Here is a 19129-nt window from a genome sequence, read left to right as displayed (position 1 = left end):
GGACAATAAGAAATACACAAGACCCCAAGCCCTGGACAATGAAACATTGTTTAGAACTTGGGGCTTTTTTAGCACAAAAGAAGTATGAATTACTTCCCTTCCTTCACGGCCTTTAACATCGCAATTGGCAACGCTTCGATTGCAAGATCGCCACCTAAACGATAGCCCCATGCAAATCGGCCTTTCAAATAATCTACACGGAAAAACACACCGTCATCGCCGTCAATGCGATAGATTTCATCCTTTTGAATCGTCTGTGGATCAATTAAAAAAGATTGCGCCATAACCGCTTTACGTTGGTATACCGCATACTCACTAACCATGCCCATCTGCTCTGCTTTACGTGCTTTCTCCATAATTCTTCCGATTTCTGCACGTAATTCATGCTCGGTCATAGCACTATATTTTTTGTCATTCTCCATCGTCTTCATTCTCCTTCTTGTCGATAAATGCATCGATTCGCTCAAACGGAATCCCTTTTTGATACATCGCTTGCTTCACTCGGTTATGCAAGTTGCGCCCACTAAATTTTGTACTATAGCGACGCCATGCTTTTTCACCAATGGACTCTGTAATACCTGTCCATTCATCCTCTTCTCTCTCAAAATCAATATTTTCAAGCGCCTGTTTAATAATATCAAATGAATAGCCTTTACGTAGCAAGGCATTTTGAATTTTTTGCTTCAATTGTGCGGGAGCCACAGAACGATTGGCATTTGCCGCCTTTTCTGCAAGCTTCGTTGCAATTTGTAGCTGTTCATCTTCCGAATAAGATTCAAGCACTTTGTCTTGCAACTCCTTCCCGATCCCTTTTTTATGCATTTCTTGCTGAATCGCTCTCGGTCCTTTACTTGACGAATTCTTGTGCGTTTGTAGTAGCGCTTCTGAAAAAGTCTCGTCGTTCAAAAAACCAAGATTCTTCAATTTCACAATTGCTTCGAGTACGATCGCTTCACCGTACCCTGCATCTAGTAATTTTTTCTTCACTTCAAACTCGCTGCGCATTCTGAAACCTAAGTAGTGGAGCGCTCGGTTAAAGGCTTTGCGAATTTCGTCTTCATAAACCATGTCGTCAATCGACCAGTCTTCTACTGTCATCCCTTTTGTTAATCCAAATTTAACAAGGATAGACTCATGGACACTGTATGCATACTTTTCATCAAGAAAAATGTTATATCGTTCGTGATCTTTTTTCTGTTGTGATATCTTCGTAATGACAGGCATTTTAGCAATCCTCCCTGCTTTCTACTAGTATACATGTTCTATCGTTCAGGTTCAGCTTAATCGATTGGAGGTCATAGGATGAAAATTGTTATTGCAGGTGGTTCCGGTTTTGTCGGACAAAAATTAACAGAGGTCTTGTTGCAAGCTGGACATGAAGTTGTCGTTTTATCGAGATGCGCTAAAAACGGAGCGATTCAGTGGTTAACCGAAGGCACTACACCTGAGAAAATGCTTGGCAAGGTCGATGCCTTTATCAATCTCGCAGGTGTCTCCATCAATGATGGACGCTGGTCCACTGAGCATCAGAAACAAATTTATGACAGTCGCATGACAGCAACCGATGAATTGCTACGAATCATTTCAGCTTTACCACACAAGCCTGCCGTTCTTGTCAATGCCAGTGCGATTGGTATTTATCCCGCATCGGAAAGCATCATCTACACAGAAGCTTCAACAGCAATCGCCGATGATTTTCTTGGCCGAACGGTCAATCACTGGGAGCAAAAAGCTGCGTCTGTCACGGCTGAAGGCGTGCGATCTGTTTGTATGCGCTTCGGCGTCATTCTTGGAAAGGGCGGCGGTGCTTTACCACCAATGATTTTGCCCTATAAACTATTTGCTGGCGGGAAGGTTGGTTCAGGAAGACAGTGGTTATCCTGGGTGCATGTAGAAGATGTCGCACGAGCAATTGCCTTTGCCATCGAAAATGACAATTTACAAGATCCCGTCAATACGACTGCGCCATTTCCGAAGCAAATGGACGATTTCGGCAAAACCATCGGCTCCGTCATGCATCGTCCGCATTGGTTTCCCGTCCCTTCATTTATCATGAAAATAGCACTTGGCAAAAAAAGTGCACTCGTTCTCGAAGGGCAGCATGTCCTACCTGAGAAATTACTCGCAAACGGATTCGTTTTCAACTTTCCTCATTTAGAGCAGGCATTGCAGGACATCCTAAAAGACAACGTATAGTTCGCCATAACTTACGCATCCTACCGAAAAAGGGAGGGTGCATTTTTTATGATCAAACGGCATGGCCCCGGTATGATAATGGCTACCTTCATCGTACTGGCGGGGCTTCTCTTCAACCCATTTTCTGCGACTGCAGAAGAATTCCATTGGGGATTTAAAAAAGCTACAGACGGTGTTCCACCAGATGCAGGTGCTGCGCTCAATACTATGCTCGATAAATACGGAGCGATTTACAAAGGGAAGCCCGATGAAAAAATTGCTTATTTAACATTCGATAATGGCTACGAAAATGGCCATACCGAAAGCATTTTAGATACTTTGAAAAAAGAGAATGCGCCGGCTACCTTCTTTCTCACAGGCCATTATCTAAAAAGCGCCACACCACTCGTCAAACGAATGATTAAAGATGGTCACAACATCGGCAATCATTCCTATGATCACCCGAATTTGACCACACTATCCGACAAAGGGATGGAAGATGAATGGACTAAATTCGATAAGCTATTAAAGGAACTAACCGGAGTGGAACGGACAATCTATACACGACCACCTGCTGGCGTCTTTAATGACAACGTGCTGGCCAAAGGAAACGAACTTGGTTACCGCCATATTTTTTGGTCGGTTGCTTTCATTGATTGGCATGCGGATAAGCCAAAAGGACGCGATTTCGCTTACAATGAATTAATGAACCAACTCCATCCAGGCGCTGTCATTTTAATGCACACTGTCTCTCCTGATAACGCACAAGCACTACCCGATTTTATCCGTGATGCTAAAAAAGCCGGCTACACATTCGCTTCACTGGATGATCTTGTCATGGAATACGAAAACATCAACTCTGATATTAGATGAACAAAGGGGCTACCTATCGGTCAATACAGTTAGGTAGCCCCTTCTTTTTAATTTTTCTTATGCCGTCGTACTTGTTGCCCTCGTACCTCCCACGAGTAATGCAACGAACAACGTCCCTAAAAACATTGCAATGAGCAATAAAAAGCTAAAACTCGCTTCAAATTCTAAAAAAAGTCCGCCGAGAAACGGTCCCGTCAAACTACCGATACTAAAAAAGATGCCGCATAACAAATTGCCTGTCGGCAATAACTGCTTCGGTGTCAACTCAGACATATACGAGATGCCCAGCGAATAAATCGAGCCAACGAACAGACCCGCTACGAAAAATAACGACAATACTGCCGCCGTCGACGTCTCCAACACACTGGCAACCCCAAATGATGCCGCTCCTCCCCCAAGCGCGATTAAAAACACTCGCCGTCTGCCAATCTGATCGGACAGCATCCCTAACGGTAGTTGTGACACCATCCCTCCCACAGAAAAAGCGACGAGAATAAACGAGACAGTCGTCAAATCAATGCCATTTCTAAGCGCATATACCGGATACATGGCATTCAAAGAGGATTCCAGAAAACCATAGCCAAATGGGCCAAGAAATGCGAGCCATGCGACAACAAACGTCGCTTTAAAGCGTGTGACAAATCGTTCTGTCACAACATTCCCTTTCATCACATCGGGAAAGTCATTTTTCAACTTAAAAACGAGCGACCAAGCAAGCATACAAAGAAGCCCCGAAACGATAAACGGCAATCCTTCAAAAAAATTGACGAGCGGAACAAATAACGGCCCGACCGCAAACCCCGTACCAAACGATAATCCATAGATAGCAATATTACGTCCTAGCCGTTGCTGTGGTGAAAAACTTGTAATCCACGTCTGTGTCGAAAAATGTAGCGCATGATCCCCAATACCAATTAGCAATCGCAGTATGTACCAAAATACAACACTTTTCCATAATGGAAACAACAATAACGAACAAAAAACAAGTATGCCGCCGCCAATAATTACTGGCTTATACCCAAACCGGCGCAGCGGTGCTTCCATAAATGGTGAGACCAGAAGTGTTCCTATGTATAAACCCGTTGCATTCAAGCCATTTAACGCACTCGATACACCGTCACGTTCAAAAATAGCCGAAATAAGTGGCAAGAGCATTCCTTGTGAAAATCCTGAAATCGAAACAATAATCACAAGTATCCAAAACCGTTTTTTCTCCATTTGTGTAAACATGTCCATCCTGCCCACTCTCCCTACTTATGCGCAAACACATCAAGGCGTATTTGATTGATTTTAGCATAAGGAAAAGAGGAATAGCTAAAAATTATAAAGGCCCAGTCCATATCTGATTGTCAGAATACGGCTGAGCCTTTACGTATAAATTATTTCCTCATCTTCTATTAACATAAGTCGTAGTCGTCTCTTGGCATCTAGCCAGTGGACACTTACGAATCCCCTCCTTCTACCCATGATTCACTTCGTCCTATCCCTTCTTCTGCATCCTCCCTTTCGTTTGATTACATGTATCATATCACATAGATTATTAATTGTAAAGATTCAGTTAAATAGCGAATTATTTTAAAAGGTTCAGCTTGCTCCATCAGAAATTACGCCTCGGAGTAATTTTATTCAAATTTTGAATTGCACTTGGGGCCTACAGGTTGTAGGTTATGCAGTCGTTGCGAATCGAACCCTTCAGGACGTCGCGAACTTAGACTACCTTCATTAAAATTCCTTACAAAATTTGTGACATCCGCCGGAGGCTTAACTTGCTACGTCAAGTTGAAATTATTCGTTTTTTCGTTTACGATTACAATATGGAAAAGAGGTGTACCGATTGGATAAATCGCAAGACAACAACCATGTTGATGGATTAAAAAACAGATTCCATCAATTCCTCGAAACACTTGATACAATTGAACCAGAAACAGCAGACTTACAAGAAATCGACCGACTCATTAGTATGATCGACGAGCTTGAAGAACAAGTAGAGAAAATTAAATCAAGTAATTAACTATATAGGGGGTAACTGAGAATGTACATAGAACAAATTGAAAAAAGCTTGTATGACCTCATTTGTGAAACATCGACAAACCTTCCAAAAGACGTGCGCCGGAAGATCCTTGCAGCAAGACAGCAAGAAGACGCAGGCACACGTGCAGCAATGAGTCTTGACACAATCGCTCAAAATATCAACATGGCTGACGAAAAATTGTCCCCAATCTGTCAGGACACAGGGATGCCGACATTCAAAATCAAAACACCCGTTGGCGTAAACCAACTGGAAATCAAGGCAGCACTTAAGCGTGCGATTGTCCAAGCAACGAAAGAAACAAAACTACGCCCAAACTCCGTTGACTCCCTAACAGGCGATAACAGCGGTGATAACCTTGGCGATGGTGTGCCTGTTGTGAAATTCGAACAATGGGAACAAAATCACATCGAAGTGAAGCTAATCCTTAAAGGTGGCGGCTGTGAGAATAAAAACATCCAATACAGCCTTCCTACTGAACTTGAAGGCCTTGGACGCGCCGGACGCGATCTTGATGGCATTCGTAAATGTGTTTTACACTCCGTCTATCAAGCACAAGGACAAGGGTGTTCAGCAGGTTTCATCGGCGTTGGAATCGGTGGAGACCGTGCTTCTGGTTACGAATTGGCGAAAGACCAACTCTTCCGTGAAGTCGACGATGTCAATCCGAACGAAAAATTAGCAGAGCTTGAAGCTTATATTTTAGAATCAGCAAACAAACTTGGCATCGGCACAATGGGCTTCGGTGGCGAAGCAACGCTTCTTGGTTGTAAAGTAGGCGTCATGCACCGTCTTCCAGCAAGCTTCTTTGTGTCTGTCGCTTATAACTGTTGGGCATACCGCCGCATGGCTGTTGATATCGATGTGACATCCGGCGAAATTACCAACTGGCATTATAACGAAGGTGAAAAAATCGCTTTCGCACAGGATGACAAAAAAGAAGAGGAACAGCAATCCGCTCGTACAGTGGAACTGACTGCACCAATCACAGAAGAACAAATTCGTGATTTGAAAGTCGGAGACGTTGTCAAAATTTCCGGTCGTATGTATACAGGCCGCGACGCCATTCATAAACACCTTTCTGAAAACGACGCACCTGTTGACTTAAATGGGCATATCATTTATCACTGCGGTCCGGTCGTTGCTAAAACAGAAGATGGCGGCTATGAAATTAAAGCAGCAGGTCCAACAACTTCTATTCGTGAAGAGCCGTACCAAGGCGATATCATGAAAAAATTCGGTATTCGTGCTGTCATCGGTAAAGGCGGCATGGGGCCGAAAACACTTGCGGCACTTGAAGAACACGGTGGCGTCTACTTGAACGCAATCGGTGGAGCTGCACAATATTATGCAGACTGCATCAAAGCGGTTGAAGGCGTCGATCTTCTTCAATTCGGAATTCCAGAAGCAATGTGGCATTTACGAGTTGAAGACTTCACTGCTGTCGTTACAATGGACTCACACGGCAACAGCTTACATGCAGATGTCGACAAATCATCCCTTGAGAAACTTGCACAATTTAAAGAGAAAGTATTTAGCTAAACGAAATCATATAGAATGCCCTGCCCCTAGAATCTTCTTCCGGGCAGGGCATTCTTTTACGCTCAGGCATAAGAAGTGGCTATGAGCAAATTAGTAACATTCCCCTTCTCTTCACGATATAATAATTATTATCATCTTAGAATTATTATCTAATATTCCAACAAGTCGGTTCCTTACTAAAGGAGCCGACTATACTATTTTATAGAGCAATTTGAAGTTGATACTCATTATCATTTAGGAGGGGATTTTAATGAATTTTATCAATGAGGAACAAAAAAGCACCACAATTAATTGGCGAGAACATCTTGAACTCATCGCTGCAATTAGTTCAGGGATTTTAATTGGCATCGCATGGTTGATTGACAAAAACGGAATTGAGACATCTTCTGTTTTACTTTACATCATCGCTTTTTTAGTCGGGGGATTCGCCAAGGCAAAAGAAGGTATTGAAGATACTATAAAAAATAAAGAGTTGAATGTTGAAATGCTCATGATTTTTGCAGCTCTCGGTTCCGCCTTTATCGGCTACTGGACTGAAGGTGCGATCTTGATCTTTATTTTTGCAATTAGTGGAGCTCTTGAAACGTATACGTTGAATAAAAGCCATAAAGAAATTTCTGCCCTTATGGAATTACAACCGGAAGAAGCTTGGCTCATTCAAGACAACGGCATCGAAATCAAAGTGCCTACTGCTTCCCTACAAACTGGTGCTATTCTTGTCGTCAAACCAGGGGAACGTATTCCAGTCGACGGGCATATTACAAAGGGGATTACCTCTATTGATATGTCAGCCATTAACGGAGAGTCCATTCCTGTCACAAAAGAAGCGGGCGACGAACTATTTGCCGGCACGGTCAATTTAAGTGGAGCTATCCAAATGGAAATGACAAAACCTAGTTCTGAATCACTGTTCCAGAAAATCATTACACTCGTCCAAAGTGCACAAAGCGAGAAATCACCTTCCCAACAATTTATTGAAAAATTTGAAGGTACTTATGTAAAGTTTGTCGTCATTACCGTGCTCGCCATGATGTTCCTTCCCCACTACGTATTTGGTTGGGATTGGACAACGACCATTTACCGTGCTATCGTTCTGCTCGTTGTCGCATCGCCTTGTGCGCTTGTCGCTTCAATTATGCCCGCGACGTTAGCCGCCGTTTCAAACGGAGCAAAACGAGGAGTACTTTTCAAAGGCGGCGTCCATCTCGAACATCTTGGCTCACTCAAAACAATCGCTTTTGATAAAACTGGCACGCTGACAAATGGCAAACCTGTCGTAACAGATTTTCTTGTACGTGATGGCCTAGATCTAGACGACACATTAGCGCTGCTAGCAAGTATCGAGTCCCAATCCAATCATCCACTTGCCGTTGCCATTACAAACTTCGCTGTCAACAAAGGAATGTCCATCACACGTACTCTTCAAATCGAGGACGTACCCGGTCATGGTATTCGGACAATCACAGATACGGGCGAAGTGCTCGTTGGCAACCCCCGTTTTGTCGGTAGAGAGGAGGCAGAACAATTTCAACAAGGCGCCGCTCTCACACTTGCGGATGAAGGGAAAACAGTTATTTTCATGAAAGATGACAAAGGAATCGTTGCCGCAGCTGCCCTGAAAGATACACTGCGTTCCGAGGCCGTCCAGGCCATTACGGATTTAAAAAATGCTGGAATCTTTACAATTATGCTGACAGGAGATAATGAAAAAACAGCCGAAGCCATCGCCAAAGAAGCTGGACTCGATGCATACATCGCAGAATGCTTACCAGAAATGAAAGTCGATCATCTGAAAAAATTGCTCGCTGACTATAAAACTGTCGGAATGGTTGGAGATGGCATCAATGATGCTCCCGCACTCGCTACAGCAACATCGGGAATTGCAATGGGCGAAGGAACGGATGTGGCACTTGAAACTGCGGATATCGTTCTCATGCAAAACGATTTGACTCGCATCTCATACGCCATCAAACTATCACGAAAAATGCAACGAATCGTCAAACAGAATATTGTCTTCTCCCTCTCCATCATTACCCTATTAATCGTCTCGAACTTCATGCAAGTCGTCGATCTACCGCTCGGTGTTATCGGCCACGAAGGAAGCACGATTCTTGTCATATTGAATGGCTTACGAATGCTCAACCGAATTGAATAACCTCACGAAAAATGAAAAAGCAATGCGTCATTTTGTATGACTGCATTGCTTTTTCGCTATCCCTCGCTCGAACATCACCGCATTCAATTGCCCACCAAGTATGAGTATAATGGCGGAAAAATACAACCACATCATCAGCACAATAATCGCACCAATACTGCCATACGTATTGGAGAAATTCCCGAAATTACTAACGTAAAATGAGAACACAAGAGACGTAAGAATCCATCCGATAGTGGCAAATATCGTTCCTAGCATAACGCTTTTCACATGCAGTTTGATATTCGGCACCAACCAATAAACAATTAAAAACACAAGAAAAATCAACACTGGTGGTATACTCCAACGCAAATTTCCCCACAAGCTTGAAAATCCTTCTTCCATGCCTAAAAACGAAAAGACTACCATGCCAATTTGCTGACCAAACACTGGTAAAATAAGCGCCACTAGTACCGTAGCAATTAATAAAACCGTAAAAATTAGCGATAGTGCGCGTGTCACAATAAAAGAACGCGTCTCCGCCGTATAATAAGATAAATTCAAAGCTTTCGTTAACGCATTCATCCCTTTAGAAGCTGACCATATTGTCGCAAGTGCGCCCGCTGACAACAATCCACCATTGCGATTGCTCAAAATCTCTGCCAACGTATCTTCAATAAGCATAGCTACACTTTCTGGGGCATAATCTCGTATAAACAAAAAGATCTGTGCCTCATCAATACTCAAAAACGGCAATAACGTAAATAAGAAGATTAATAGTGGAAAGAGTGACAATAGGAAAAAGAAAGCTAGCTGAGAGCTAAGGCCCGTCACATCGACTTTCTTTATCCGAACAAGTAGCTCTTTCCAAAAGCCTGCAGTCGTTGTAACATCAAACTTTTCAGGCTCTCCTTCCTTAATTTCATCCAAAAACTTCATGAGGGGAGTCTCTCCTACAAGATCATCTACCCTCTTTCGTACCTTTCCCTTTGCATTTTCTTTAGCAGATATAGGAGGCAAACGTTCGTTATCTTTCACGCTCTCGTCACTCCTCTCTATACATTCACTTTTCCTTATTCGATTGCTCTATATTATCACTCGCTAGCGCTTTATATTCGTCTTTTGATTCAACAAAAGCATCCTTCGTATTCACAACGAGCTCTTTCACTTGTGGTGTGAGTGTCTTCAGCTCCTCCACTTGTTCTTTTATATACGATACATCACCTGATAGTTGCTCAAAGACTGTTTGGAATTTCTCTTTTTTCTCCCGTACTTTGAATGTAAAAATATCGGGGTTTTTCGCATAAAAACGAACATCAGCTGTCAGATTCTTCGACTTTTCCGTCACCTGTTTACGCGTTGTTTTATCAAACATACTAACTGCTGCACCAACAAGTGCACCGTAAAAAATAAATGGAACTAATTTATTTTTACTCATCTCAATCCCTCCAAATTACGACTAATTCGCATATCTCATTATACCCCTAGGAACAAAAAACAAACAATATCGATAATTTATTAAAATAATGCTTGACTAAAGTCGCATTATTTCGGAATATTGACAATAGAAGCATTAAATTAAATTATTTTATACCTGAAAGGATGTGGTGTTTAAAAGAGCAATATACATTTAATGTTCGTTCGTTTTCAAACACAAAAGGGGGAAATAATATGGACGCGATAGCAGCAGCATTAGATAAGATAAGTAGTTTTGTATGGGGACCACCACTTCTAATCTTGCTCGTGGGGACGGGGATTTTCTTAACAGTACGGCTCGCATTTATTCAAGTACGACTTTTACCGTATTCTTTAAGGCAAGTATTTTCAAGAAATCATGATAAAAAAGCAGAGGGCGATATTTCACAGTTCCAGGCGCTTATGACTGCTATGGCCGCAACTGTCGGTGTAGGGAACATCGTTGGGGTTGCCACTGCTGTTGTAATGGGTGGACCAGGTGCAATCTTCTGGATGTGGCTCGCTGGGTTCTTCGGAATGGCAACCAAGTATGGGGAAGCTGTCCTAGCCGTTAAATACCGTGTAAAAGACTCTAGTGGACAAATGGCTGGGGGGCCTATGTACTATCTTGAACATGGTTTGAAACAAAAATGGTTGGGTGTTATGTTCGCCATCTTCGGTGCACTTGCAGCATTCGGAATTGGGAATGGTACGCAATCGAAAGCTGTTGCGGACGTTATGAACTTAACTTTCAATGTTCCACACTGGATTACAGGAATCGGTCTCGTTATTTTCGGAGCACTGGTTATCCTCGGTGGTATTCAATCCATCGGTAAAGTAACTGCCTTTTTCGTACCAATCATGGCGTTGTTCTATTTCATCGCCGGAGCAATTATCGTCATTATGAATTTCGACTTAGTGCCTGCTGCATTCGGACTAATTTTCAGTGATGCATTCTCAGGAGAGGCTGCGGCGGGTGGTGCAATCGGTGCCGTTATCCGTTTCGGAGTTGCTCGCGGACTATTCTCGAACGAAGCTGGTCTTGGTTCAGCGCCTATCGCAGCCGCGGCTGCAAGAACGGACCTACCTGGACGTCAAGCACTTATCTCTATGACACAAGTACTTTTCGATACACTCGTCATTTGCTCGATTACAGGTGTAACGATCGTTATGTCTGGTCAATGGAAAGATACATCGATTTCAGCAGGAGACCTTACAGCTGCTGCATTCGGTACATTCCTTGGTAGTGCTGGACCGTATGTCGTTGCAATTGGTTTGATTTTCTTTGCGACTTCTACAATTTTAGGGTGGAGTTACTATGGGGAAAAATGTTTCCAATACCTCTTCCCGAACAAAGCTGCTGTACGCGCATACCGCGTGATTTTCGTCTTGTTCATCTTCGTTGGTGCAGTCGTTTCACTTGACATTGTTTGGCTACTTGCAGACGTGCTGAATGGTTTAATGGCCATTCCGAACTTAATTGGTCTACTTGGATTGTCTGGCGTCATTGTTTATGAGTCAAAACGCTTCCACGCGAAAATGAAAGAAGAAGAGGCAGCAAAAAAAGCAGCGAAACTTTCAGTTGACACTAAGTAAGTTTAATGAAATGATAAGTCCAAAGCTTATGAGAGGCGGGCAAATTCATGGATTTATCTAACCCAACAGCTGAAAATGTTTCCTATATGATTGAAAAAATTAAAGAAAAACTTCGCATGGTCAATGTGGACGCGATGAAGGCGGAAAACTTCAGTACTTCGCAATATGAAGATTTGCATTATATGTATGAAATGGTTATGAAGCGTGAGACCATCACGCCAAACGAAATGCAAGCCATTGCAGCCGAACTCGGTTCAATGCGCAACTGAAGGTCATCTAGCCAAACAGCGAATCGTGTAGCCTGTCTACACGATTCGCTGTTTTTAATTACCCCTACAAAAAAAGGCTTTCCCATCCACTACAGATGAGAAAGCCTTTTACTTTATTCAATAATTGTGCCATCTTCTAATACGAGTGGCTGAATGAGTACTTCTACTCGACGGTTTTTAGCTCGTCCTTCAGCTGTGTCGTTTGACTCGATTGGTTGGAATTCACCGTATCCTTTCGCACTGAAGAGCAAAGGATCAATTTCATCATTTTTCACGATAATTTTCAAGAAATTCACCGCGCGCATGACACTCAATTCCCAGTTCGATGCATATTCATTATTATTCGGTACATTATCTGTATGCCCCGTCACTACAATATGACGAGCCGGGTCAAAGACCAGTAACTCCGCAATATCATTCGCAATCTGTTCATACTCTGGTTGAATGTTTGCCTTCCCCGGGCTGAATAGAATACTATCTCGAATCGTAACCAGTAGCCCCTCGTCAGTCATCTTTGTTTCAAACTGATTTTCCAACTCATTGACTGCAATATATTCGTCAACCCTATCTTGAATTTCAGAAAGTGATTTCTGATCCTCTAGGTAAGAGTTATTTTCGTTCTCACTACCGATAGAATCCTTTGGTATCGGAACAGCAGTGGGAGCTGCGTTATCCATGACGCCAACCCCACCGTCAAATACTTCATTAAAAACCGCCGACATCTGCTTAAGCTTCGCTTCGTCAACTGTACTCGAAGCAAATAGGACAACGAAAAGCGCGAAAAGAAGCGTCAAAAGGTCAGCATATGGCAAAAGCCATGATTCGTCAACATGAGGGGCCTCTTTTTTCTTTTTACGTCTCTTCGGCAACCTGGCCAGCCCCCTTGCCGCTAGAATCGTCACTAATCAATTTCCGTCGCTCTTCCATTGACAGATAAGATGCTAGCTTCTGTTCTATAACGCGTGGTGCTTCCCCCTCAAGTACAGAGAGAATTCCTTCGATAATCATCATTTTTTGACGAACTTCAATACTTGATTTACGTTTCAATTTATTCGCAAATGGGTGCCAAAGAACATACCCCGTAAAAATACCGAGAAGAGTAGCAATAAACGCAGCGGAAATCGCAATTCCCAATGCATCAATGTCACTCAAGTCCTTTAGCGCTGCAACTAGCCCGACAACTGCTCCTAGAACCCCAAGCGTCGGTGCATATGTCCCCGCTTGTGAGAATATCTGCGAACCTACTGAATGCCGTTCTTCCATCGCATCGACTTCTTCCGTCAACACATCGCGAATATAATCCGCATTCTGCCCATCAATCGCTAATCCAAGCCCATTCTTCAAAAACGGGTCATCGATTTCACCTGTTTTGGCTTCTAGCGAAAGCAAGCCTTCACGTCGTGCAACATCCGCCCAACTGGAAAACATGCGAATAATATCCGCATCAGAAGTCGATTTTTGTTCTTTAAAAAGGATACCAAAAAGTTTTGGTACTCTTTTCAATTCACTTACCGGGAACGCGATAGCAACGGATGCAATTGTCCCAAAAATGATAATTAGGATAGCTGCAGGGTTAACTAGACTATCCGGTGTAACGCCCTTCATCACCATCCCCACGAATAGGGCGACAACTCCCAATACGAGTCCTATAACTGTTGACAAATCCATGTAGTGAACCTCCAAATAGTGCATTCTTCTTCTTATTTCGGCATCTTTTTGCCATTCTTTAGATAGACAGTTGCAATAAATTAAGAAGAAATTTAATACTTGTCACAACTTGTCTATGAATTAACCAATTGCGGATATAAGCATACTATTGGTACTATTAGAATTGATTACAAAGTGGAAGGGGATTGGATTTATGTCTACATTTAAACAACAATTAACACGTTATGCTGAACTTGCCGTTCAAGTCGGTGTCAATATTCAACCGAATCAATACCTCTATATTAGCGCATCTACCGACACAATCGAGCTTGTCCGCCTCATTACTGAGAAAGCCTATGACTCAGGTGCACGTCAAGTATTTATAGATTGGGCAGATGATGTGACGGCTCGCCTTCGTTACGACAAAGCACCCGCGGATTCTTTTGCTGAATTTCCCGAATGGAAAGTGATGGAGCGTGAACAGCTTGCTGAAAAAGGTGCAGCCTTTATAAGTATCGTATCCCAAAGTCCTGACCTGCTAAAAGGTGTAGAATCCTCTCGTATTGGTGACTTCCAAAAAGCAGCTGGTCAAGCACTCGATAAATACCGTCAATATGTACAGTCGGACAAAATCAGCTGGACGGTTATTGCAGCACCTTCTCATGCCTGGGCTGCAAAAGTATTCCCTGAATTACCAGAACAACAGCAAGTCCCTGCGCTCTGGGAAGCTATTTTTAAAGCTGTCCGCGTAGACCAGCAAGATCCGATTCAAGCCTGGGTCAATCACGACAAGAACTTACATGAAAAAGTAGACTACTTAAATAACAAGCGCTTCCGTAAATTACATTACACAGCGCCCGGCACGGATTTGACCATTGAACTACCTGAAGGGCATCTATGGTGTGGTGCGGGGAGCATCAACGAAAAAGGACATACATTCATGGCCAATATGCCAACAGAAGAAGTTTTTACAGTTCCCCTAAAAACAGGCATCAACGGCTATGTTTCAAGCACAAAACCATTAAGTTACGGCGGCAATATTATCGACAACTTCAAAATCACATTTAAGGACGGCCGCGTGACAGCGATTTCAGCCGAACAAGGAGAAGAAGTGCTTCAACGTCTCATTGATACAGACGAAGGTGCTAAACATTTAGGTGAAGTTGCACTTGTGCCGCATGCTTCTCCCATCTCACAATCGGGACTATTGTTCTACAATACGTTATTCGATGAAAATGCATCCAACCATCTTGCGCTTGGAAGTGCCTATGCATTTTGTATCGAAGGCGGGAAAACAATGGCTCGTGAAGAGTTAGAAGCACATGGTTTAAACCAAAGTATTACACATGTAGACTTCATGATTGGCTCTGAGGAAATGGCGATCGACGGCATTCATGACGATGGCTCTTCTGAAGCTGTTTTCCGTAATGGCAACTGGGCTTTCTAAAAAATTTCACATTTCCTAAAAAGATTTCATAATACCCCTTAAAAGTTAAGTCTTTTTCATGTATACTAAAATCAGTAACGAATTATCAATGTAGAGAGGGGTCATATACATGGGCTTGATGTACACTACAGTTATCGGTTACGCAGTTTGTCTTGGCTTAGGAGCAGCATTCACAATGCATTATCTTGCAAAAGCACTCCATTCCGTAGACGCAGAAACAATTGATCCGAAACCAGATACGAAATTTTAAGAGTTGCCTAAGGGCGACTCTTTTCTTTTCCCTATATTTTCTGTAATATAGTAGTAATCAAAATTATTTGGAGGTTACTATGACAATACTTTCAGAAATTCTTACTTTCAACGAAACATTCGTAACGGAAAAAAAATACGAGCAGTACGCAACAACGAAGTTTCCCGATAAGCATATTGTTATTTTGACATGCATGGATACAAGGTTGACGGAATTACTCCCTAAAGCGATGAATCTAAAAAACGGCGATGCCAAAATTATTAAAAGTGCCGGTGCAGTCGTTACACATCCTTTTGGTGGAATTATGAGAAGTCTCCTCGTAGCTGTCTATGAACTACAAGCAGACGAAGTGTACATCGTGGGACATCATGATTGTGGAATGAGCTCCATTAACACAGACAGTATTATAGACAAAATGGTCGACCGCGGAATTGATAAAAATCTATTTACTACATTGAAATATTCCGGAGTCGATATGAAAGACTGGCTTCATGGTTTCCAAGACGTGACAGAAAGCGTCAAGATGAGTGTCGATGCAGTGCGCAATCATCCTCTAATGGATAGTAAAGTACCTGTCCACGGGCTTGTTGTCCATCCTGACACGGGTAAATTAGATATTATTGTAGACGGCTATTCTTCCTAAACCGAAAAATACTCCCAACATATTCCCCGGGAAATAGACAAAAGCCGATTCCATTTTCATAGGAATCGACTTTTTATTTTCACCTTGAGTTTCCGCCAAGCGGCCTTACCCTTTCAAAAATGATCTTCAACCACTGCATACATATAATGATCTTCCCAAACGCCATTAATATACAGCAATTTGCGTAACAAACCCTCTTGACTATAGCCTGCTTTCTCTAACACCTTTACGGAACCTGTATTCCGCGGAGAGACGAATGCCTCCACCCGATGCAAGGCTACCTTTTCGAAAGCAAACTGCGTAAGTAGATGCACAGCCTCCGTGCCAAATCCTTTGCCCGTCTGTCGCTCATCAATCGAATAACCTACAAAACCGCTCGAAAACGGTAAGCGCTTAATGCTATACAACGAAATATGCCCAATCAGTTGGCTCGTCTCTGCATCGAAGATCCCGAAATTATATTCCCGACGATCTCTCATTTGGTAAAGCGCTTCTCTAATTTTTTCCCTTTGAACATTCACTGAAAAATAGCTCGCCTCATGTCTCGGTTCAAAAACCGACCAATAGTCTTTATTGGCGATCAGTAACTCTGTAAATCGTGAAGCATCATCTTCAGTCAATATACGCAAATAGCATGTTTGCCCCTCTAGCAAGATCATTCACATATTCACCCTTTACAGGTACTTGGAAGGTTCCCTTTCTTCCAATGAACCAATTTTCTTTGATAGAGCATCAAAGTGATCCTATTACGTATTGCCTCTACATGAGGATTCTATACTTCAGAATACGCAACGTACGCCCTAACCATTCTAAATTTTCTAAAAAACACCTTCTAATTATACCACGAATCTTCGACATGCGAAATTTTTCTAGCACAATTAAATATCGGACTTTTCAGACTTTTGTTCAAACATACACTTTATGTTTTTGTGACATAAATTTCATACTTTCCTTCGCAGGCCAGGCCTTTCCTCTGTATACTGTTTAAGTAGGAGGATTTTAATATGCTTAGAATTATGATGATGGGCTTATCGCTCATCGCAATCGGTATTGTCAATGTAACAACTAACACGACGCCATTAAATGGGCAAATCATTGGGAGTGCCACAAACAAATTGCCTGTGCTCTTTATGCCGGCAGGATACGTCTTTATCATTTGGGTTATCATCTATCTACTTCTTATTATATGGCTTTACGGCTTTAGGCAATACCATTACAACAGCCCTTCTTCGTTGCAAAACCGAAGAACCTCGCTATTTGTCCTTAGCTGCCTACTCACTCTCGCCTGGATACTTTGCTGGCAGTATAGCTTTTATTCTTGGACCATTATAACGATTTTAGCACTATTGTTGACATTGCTTATTCTGTATTTCACATACCCGAAGACAGATAACCAGTTATTCGGGCGATTGCCTATTGGGATATTCCTCGGTTGGGTTTTCATCTTGACGATTACCAATGTTAGTTATATCCTCACACTCCATGAATGGTCTGGTTGGGGCTTGAGTGATCCCTTATGGACCGTCGCTTACTTGACGTTTGCTACAGCGGTTTCACTGCACTTCATCTACCATCATCGTGATATCGCATTGAACAGCGTCTTTATGTGGGCATTTATTGGAATCGCTATCCACAATGGGGTCAATGAATTATTCGTCTCCGCCGCTGCCCTATTCTTAACAGCCGTTATCGGGGTCAGTTGTTTCCTTGTAACAAAATCGAGGGAACCAAATAAATAAAAAGTCGCCGCTCCTCCACTTGGAAGAACGGCGATTTTTTTATGCACGTTGCAATAATCTTGGTGCGGAAGTAAACAATAATCCCGCCACAATCGCTGATAAAATAATAGAGGGAATCATATAACCACCATTATAAACGAGCGAATATAACCAAACCGGCTGATCTCCCGCGAACTGCGCGAAAAACACCATCCCGCCGATAAAATGAATCATATAGCGCAAGAATCCACCAATGATTGTTCCGACAACAATCGCAGCGACCATTGATTTTTTATTTCCTTTTGCTTTACTGCTTAACAACCAACTCAGTGTAACTGCTGCTAGTCCAACAAGTGTATAGGCTACAAAATAATCCAAGGTTGCCTGTAACGCATTTAGTACATAGCCACCCATCACTAGCTGAAGAACGCCCGACACAAATCCCGTTAGCATCCCACCAACAATCCCCCAACGAAATGCCATCACAATGATTGGTAGCATCGACAGCGTAATGGAACCGCCCTGTGGGGCTCGAATCCCGATTTGATCTAATACAAACGAAATCGCCCCTAAAATCGCGACTTCCAATACTAATTGCAAACGTTTCCGGTCCACTAAACTCCACTCCCTACTCAAATAGAGCGCAGGAATGTGGGCATAAAAAAAGACATTCCAGATAGAATGGAACATCGAATAGGCTATTTCCATCCACATCCCTACGCAAGAATAAACTTACAGGTTCAAAGAGTCAGGACAACTTGTCCAATCTCAGCCCAAAGGCCCCCCTTGTGGTTAAAATATTCAATTATCTATCTCATTGTATATGATAGCCATTCTTTAAGCAAGATAGTTAACAGGGATTGCACGAATCCTATATAGTAAAAGCACATGAACAATCGTGCTGAAGTCCAGACAATGGAGGGATTGCTTATGAACAATAAATTATTGGCCGCCTTATGCTACTTTAGTGTCTTTTTTGCACCACTCCTACTCCCCGTCATCGTCTTTTTTGTCACGGATGACCGAGAAGTAAAATTCCATGCCAAACGCTCGTTAGTGTCACATCTCGTACCCGTCATCCTGCTCATTGCAGGGTTTATCATCTTTTCCTTCTCCATGTTTTCATTGACCACTCAAATGAACAGCATGTCCAGCGACGGCTTCGGTTTCAGCTTTTGGCAATGGACACCTTTTTTGTTCATACTACTGTACGGCTTGCTGTTCGTCATCATCGTCCTTTGGAACGTCGTGCAAGGTGTTAAAGTTTTGAAGTGAATATTAATTTGTTAAGGAGTGATTCGAATGAAACTCGGAAAAATCGTTAAAACGGCTGTCAAATTAGCCCCCATCG

21 protein-coding genes and 1 riboswitch are annotated in these 19129 nt (G+C 42.6%); of the genes, 12 read left to right on the top strand and 9 right to left on the bottom strand.

Annotated elements, in window-relative coordinates; translation table 11 throughout:
* Positions 1–89: 89 nt before the first annotated feature.
* Both MKY34_RS06960 and recX read right to left on the bottom strand, forming a co-directional pair.
* Positions 90–422 (bottom strand): YfhH family protein, encoded by a 333-nt coding sequence (locus MKY34_RS06960; protein ID WP_342514481.1) that lies wholly within the window; start codon positions 420–422, stop codon positions 90–92.
* Positions 412–1224 (bottom strand): recombination regulator RecX, encoded by an 813-nt coding sequence (gene recX, locus MKY34_RS06955; protein WP_342514480.1) that lies wholly within the window; start codon positions 1222–1224, stop codon positions 412–414. The genes MKY34_RS06960 and recX overlap by 11 nt, the downstream gene beginning before the upstream one ends.
* A 78-nt stretch (positions 1225–1302) precedes the next feature.
* Here recX and MKY34_RS06950 point away from each other — a divergent pair, with 78 nt between their 5' ends.
* Together MKY34_RS06950 and MKY34_RS06945 are read left to right on the top strand one after the other, a co-directional pair.
* Positions 1303–2196, top strand: a complete 894-nt coding sequence (locus tag MKY34_RS06950) for a TIGR01777 family oxidoreductase (RefSeq protein ID WP_342514479.1) — start codon at positions 1303–1305, stop codon at positions 2194–2196.
* A gap of 48 nt (positions 2197–2244) precedes the next feature.
* Entirely contained in the window at positions 2245–3048 is an 804-nt protein-coding gene (locus tag MKY34_RS06945) for a polysaccharide deacetylase family protein (RefSeq protein WP_342514478.1), read from the top strand.
* Positions 3049–3105: 57 nt separating this feature from the next.
* Here the strand turns inward: MKY34_RS06945 and MKY34_RS06940 are convergent, their stop codons facing one another.
* Positions 3106–4284 (bottom strand): MFS transporter, encoded by a 1179-nt coding sequence (locus MKY34_RS06940; RefSeq protein ID WP_342514477.1) that lies wholly within the window; start codon positions 4282–4284, stop codon positions 3106–3108.
* 598 nt (positions 4285–4882) lie between these two features.
* Between MKY34_RS06940 and MKY34_RS06935 the strand changes: the two genes are divergently transcribed.
* The 3 genes from MKY34_RS06935 to MKY34_RS06925 all read left to right on the top strand — a co-directional run bounded on the left by MKY34_RS06935 (position 4883) and on the right by MKY34_RS06925 (position 8774).
* Positions 4883–5059, top strand: coding sequence for an SE1561 family protein (locus tag MKY34_RS06935; RefSeq protein WP_342514476.1), 177 nt, complete (start codon positions 4883–4885; stop codon positions 5057–5059).
* 21 nt (positions 5060–5080) lie between these two features.
* Positions 5081–6619 carry a fumarate hydratase gene (locus MKY34_RS06930; RefSeq protein WP_342514475.1) on the top strand — a complete coding sequence of 513 codons (1539 nt, stop codon included), beginning with the start codon at positions 5081–5083 and terminating at the stop codon, positions 6617–6619.
* 250 nt (positions 6620–6869) lie between these two features.
* A complete protein-coding gene (locus MKY34_RS06925; protein ID WP_342514474.1) occupies positions 6870–8774 on the top strand; it encodes a heavy metal translocating P-type ATPase in 1905 nt (634 codons plus the stop codon).
* A 27-nt stretch (positions 8775–8801) separates the two neighbouring features.
* Here MKY34_RS06925 and MKY34_RS06920 read toward each other — a convergent pair whose 3' ends face one another.
* A complete protein-coding gene (locus MKY34_RS06920; protein ID WP_342514473.1) occupies positions 8802–9791 on the bottom strand; it encodes a YihY/virulence factor BrkB family protein in 990 nt (329 codons plus the stop codon).
* A gap of 25 nt (positions 9792–9816) precedes the next feature.
* Positions 9817–10191: a YtxH domain-containing protein gene (locus MKY34_RS06915; RefSeq protein WP_342514472.1), complete on the bottom strand. Its 375-nt coding sequence runs from the start codon at positions 10189–10191 to the stop codon at positions 9817–9819.
* 233 nt (positions 10192–10424) lie between these two features.
* On the opposite strand from MKY34_RS06915, the gene MKY34_RS06910 reads away from it, so the two are divergent.
* Positions 10425–11804, top strand: a complete 1380-nt coding sequence (locus MKY34_RS06910; RefSeq protein ID WP_342514471.1) for a sodium:alanine symporter family protein — start codon at positions 10425–10427, stop codon at positions 11802–11804.
* A gap of 47 nt (positions 11805–11851) precedes the next feature.
* Complete coding sequence (locus MKY34_RS06905; RefSeq protein WP_342514470.1) at positions 11852–12073, top strand: DUF1128 domain-containing protein; 222 nt, start codon at positions 11852–11854, stop codon at positions 12071–12073.
* Positions 12074–12186: 113 nt separating this feature from the next.
* Here the strand turns inward: MKY34_RS06905 and motB are convergent, their stop codons facing one another.
* Positions 12187–12942 carry a flagellar motor protein MotB gene (motB, locus tag MKY34_RS06900; protein ID WP_342514469.1) on the bottom strand — a complete coding sequence of 252 codons (756 nt, stop codon included), beginning with the start codon at positions 12940–12942 and terminating at the stop codon, positions 12187–12189.
* Positions 12926–13741, bottom strand: a complete 816-nt coding sequence (gene motA, locus MKY34_RS06895) for a flagellar motor stator protein MotA (protein ID WP_342514468.1) — start codon at positions 13739–13741, stop codon at positions 12926–12928. Before motA ends, motB begins: the two co-directional genes overlap by 17 nt.
* 193 nt (positions 13742–13934) lie before the next feature.
* On the opposite strand from motA, the gene MKY34_RS06890 reads away from it, so the two are divergent.
* The 3 genes from MKY34_RS06890 (at position 13935) to MKY34_RS06880 (ending at position 16060) form a co-directional block, all read left to right on the top strand.
* Entirely contained in the window at positions 13935–15167 is a 1233-nt protein-coding gene (locus MKY34_RS06890) for an aminopeptidase (RefSeq protein WP_342514467.1), read from the top strand.
* A gap of 109 nt (positions 15168–15276) precedes the next feature.
* Complete coding sequence (locus tag MKY34_RS06885) at positions 15277–15417, top strand: hypothetical protein (protein ID WP_342514466.1); 141 nt, start codon at positions 15277–15279, stop codon at positions 15415–15417.
* Between the two features lie 79 nt (positions 15418–15496).
* The gene (locus tag MKY34_RS06880) at positions 15497–16060 is read left to right on the top strand and encodes a carbonic anhydrase (protein WP_342514465.1); all 564 of its coding nucleotides are present in this window, start codon (positions 15497–15499) and stop codon (positions 16058–16060) included.
* 113 nt (positions 16061–16173) lie between these two features.
* Here the strand turns inward: MKY34_RS06880 and MKY34_RS06875 are convergent, their stop codons facing one another.
* Positions 16174–16719 (bottom strand): GNAT family protein, encoded by a 546-nt coding sequence (locus MKY34_RS06875; protein WP_342514464.1) that lies wholly within the window; start codon positions 16717–16719, stop codon positions 16174–16176.
* 345 nt (positions 16720–17064) lie between these two features.
* Between MKY34_RS06875 and MKY34_RS06870 the strand changes: the two genes are divergently transcribed.
* The gene (locus MKY34_RS06870; protein ID WP_342514463.1) at positions 17065–17799 is read left to right on the top strand and encodes a tryptophan-rich sensory protein; all 735 of its coding nucleotides are present in this window, start codon (positions 17065–17067) and stop codon (positions 17797–17799) included.
* 39 nt (positions 17800–17838) lie between these two features.
* Here MKY34_RS06870 and thiT read toward each other — a convergent pair whose 3' ends face one another.
* The gene (gene thiT, locus MKY34_RS06865) at positions 17839–18393 is read right to left on the bottom strand and encodes an energy-coupled thiamine transporter ThiT (protein ID WP_342514462.1); all 555 of its coding nucleotides are present in this window, start codon (positions 18391–18393) and stop codon (positions 17839–17841) included.
* Between the two features lie 81 nt (positions 18394–18474).
* Positions 18475–18575, bottom strand: a riboswitch (TPP riboswitch).
* Positions 18576–18708: 133 nt separating this feature from the next.
* Between thiT and MKY34_RS06860 the strand changes: the two genes are divergently transcribed.
* Positions 18709–19053, top strand: coding sequence for a DUF4870 domain-containing protein (locus MKY34_RS06860; protein WP_342514461.1), 345 nt, complete (start codon positions 18709–18711; stop codon positions 19051–19053).
* The last annotated feature ends 76 nt before the right edge of the window (positions 19054–19129 follow it).

The sequence above is a fragment of the Sporosarcina sp. FSL K6-1522 genome (genome assembly GCF_038622445.1).
GTDB lineage: Bacteria > Bacillota > Bacilli > Bacillales_A > Planococcaceae > Sporosarcina.
The sequence above is the reverse complement of the archived record's forward strand: the minus strand, read 5'-3'. Positions and strand labels throughout refer to the sequence as shown.